This window comes from Candidatus Igneacidithiobacillus taiwanensis (assembly GCF_031962545.1).
GTDB lineage: Bacteria > Pseudomonadota > Gammaproteobacteria > Acidithiobacillales > Acidithiobacillaceae > Igneacidithiobacillus > Igneacidithiobacillus taiwanensis.
Window position 1 is genome coordinate 1 of record NZ_JAVRKK010000219.1, and the last position, 2,613, is coordinate 2,613.

The following is a 2,613-nucleotide window of genomic DNA, read 5'->3' on the forward strand; positions in this document are numbered from 1 at the left end:
AAAATTTGGTGTTGCCCCCCACATGGTAGCCGGTTACCGGCGAAAAAAGCCGCCCCTCGCCATCGCGCCACTGCTCGCGGGTATGGTAGCGATGCTCCCGAAACACCGTATCCGGGTCCCAATTGCCCCATTCCCGAGGCAAAAAATCGCCGCGCTCCAAAATCAGAATACGCAGACCGGAGTCGGCCAGGGCACGGGCCAGGGTCCCGCCCCCGGCACCGCTGCCGATGATCAGGATGTCGGCGTCCATGCTAGCCTCCGTGGCGAAAGTCAGGATAGATGAGCATGCCACCATCCACCGCTACCGTAGTTCCCGTGATATAGCTCGCCAAATCACTAGCCAGAAAGGCTACCACCTGAGCGAGTTCTTCGGGCTTACCCAAACGCCCCATGGCAATTTTCTTGTCGAGATCTTTGAGAGAATCGGGATTTCCCCAAACATCGGCATTGATGGGGGTCTGGATGGCACCTGGGGCTACCGCTACCGCACGGATTCCCTTGTTTGCCGTCTCCTGGGCTAGGGTCTTGGTGAACATCGACAGCCCGGCCTTGGCGCTGGTGTAGGCACTATAGCCCTCCCAGGGGATGAATTCGTGCACCGAGGTTACGTTGATGATTACCCCCCGCTTGCCCTGCTCCATAAGAGGGACGGCAGCACGGGCGCAGTAGTACGGACCGAGAAGGTCGACGGCAATCACCTTTTGCCAGGCATCGGGCTTGTCGGCGCCCACCAGTTGGTGCGGCCCATCCATGCCGGCATTGTTGATGAGAATATCGAGGGCGCCGAACTTCTTATACACGTCGTTCACGAGTTGGGTAACGGCATCCACATCGGCAACATCGGCGCTGAAGGCCTCCGCCTCACCGCCCTGCTGGCGGATGCTTTCCACCACCTTGGCCGCTCCCTTCTCGTCCTTGCCATAATGCACCGCCACCCGTGCCCCCGCCGCCGCCAGTGTGGTGGCAATGGCTTGGCCCAAACCGCCACTCGCCCCGGTTACCAGGGCCACCCGGCCCTGCAAATCAATGTTGAGCATCTTCTTCCTCCTCGATGGTCACGGTAAAATTTTCCCCCTGCCAAGAGTCGTCATCCTGCCAGTGGATGGTGAACTGCAACCGGGTTCCAGCCGGAAATTTCTGGCTGGGCAAGATAGCAATGTGGCCGAGATCCCAGTCCGCGCTCGGGGTATCTTGCACCCGTTGCCAGTCGTTGATGCCCCAGTGCAAAACGAAGGGACGGTGCAACAGCACCCGCAATTCTTGCCCTTGGCGCAGACGGCGTGGGCGTTGACGCAGACGCCACAGGCGATAGTCGAGCTGCGGGCGCTGGCCCTGATAGCGTGCCCAGGTTGCTGCCGGGCGGTCTACCGGCGCCTTGGCGGCCAGACTATGACAAAGCTTGACGAATTCGCCGTGGGCCCAAACCAGGGGCATCGCCGAGCCGCTGGGCTGTCCCGGAAACAGTCCTTTTTCGGGAATGGGATCGCGATCCCAAACCTGCTCCGGTAGTAAACCGCCAACCCCGGTCATGGCGGTCATGGCGTGCAGGTAGGGAAGCGCATCCTCCCCCGCCGCCAGGGCGTAGTGGCCGCGTTCTCCAACCAAGAGCGGCCAGCCGCGCCCAATGCCGCAGCCGTCGAAGGGGCTGCCATCGGCATGCTCGCCGTACCCATCGCCATTGTAGCGGTGCCAAACCGGCCCATTGGGCGTATCACTGCGCAAGAGGGCATCCATGACCTTGACCGAGTCGACGATATGCGGATCATCGGCACGGCGCAGGCCATAGCGCACCAGCTGCAAAAAGTCGTTGGATACTTGCTCTTCGGCAGGAAGATGGGGGTCGTTGGCGCGATTCTTGATCTGCACCCACTCCTCCTTGGCGCCATCCTGCACCAAGATGTCGGCAGGGGCGATGCGCAGATAATAGCCTTGCACCCCGTGCGTGCGCGCCAAATCGGTGTTGCGTACAAAGGTCCAATCCTCGAGCCGAGCATTCCAGTAGTCGGCAACCATGCGCGCACAATCTGCGGCTTTGCCGTCGAGAAATTCTGCGCCCTCCACCAGGGCAGCGATGGCTACCGCCAAGGTAAAGGGATTGACGCCAGCATCCTCTTCCCAACGATCCTGCCCGGTTACCGGTCCCTCGCGCAGGATGAAGGCCAGGGCGCGGCGAATCATGTCGTGCACGGCAATATCTCCAAGGGACTGATGATCTTTTAGTAGCGCCGCCAAGAGCACTGGAAAGGCGGCCTCGTCGAGTTGAATACCCTGCCAAAAGGGCTTGCCGCCCAACCATTGATTCTGCAGCCAATGACCGTCCGCCTGCTGGGTACTGATCAGGTAGCAGAGCACCTCGCGGGCCTCGGTCACCATACCCGCCGCCAATGCCGCGCCAGCACTTTCTACCAAGTCCCGCGACCACACCAAGTGATAGCCGCCACGACTATCGCTGGCCTCCCCCCAGGGTACCGAGAGGCTTGCTACCAGCGCTCCGGGAAAGGTACGGTCGGCATGCACCTTGAGTACATTCTTGGAGCGCTGGTAGAGGGCGAGCATGTCTTCGGAAAGCTGCCGACCGAAACCACGGGGTTTCTTGTGGCTGTCGTGCCATTG

At 61.1% G+C, this 2,613-nt stretch carries 3 protein-coding genes; all 3 read right to left on the minus strand.

What is annotated here, in order from left to right; genetic code table 11:
* The coding region (locus RTI30_RS13920; protein WP_312284101.1) for an NAD(P)-binding protein at nucleotides 1-250 on the minus strand (250 nt) is incomplete at its 3' end.
* A gap of 1 nt (nucleotide 251) precedes the next feature.
* Nucleotides 252-1,037, minus strand: a complete 786-nt coding sequence (locus tag RTI30_RS13925) for a glucose 1-dehydrogenase (protein WP_312284102.1) — start codon at nucleotides 1,035-1,037, stop codon at nucleotides 252-254.
* The coding region (locus RTI30_RS13930) for a glycoside hydrolase family 15 protein (RefSeq protein ID WP_312284103.1) at nucleotides 1,024-2,613 on the minus strand (1,590 nt) is incomplete at its 5' end. The genes RTI30_RS13925 and RTI30_RS13930, both read right to left, overlap by 14 nt.

Excerpts from the sequence above, each read along its gene's own strand:
- RTI30_RS13925 (WP_312284102.1), bottom strand. The coding sequence starts at position 1,037 with ATGCTCAACATTGATTTGCAGGGCCGGGTGGCCCTGGTAACCGGGGCG.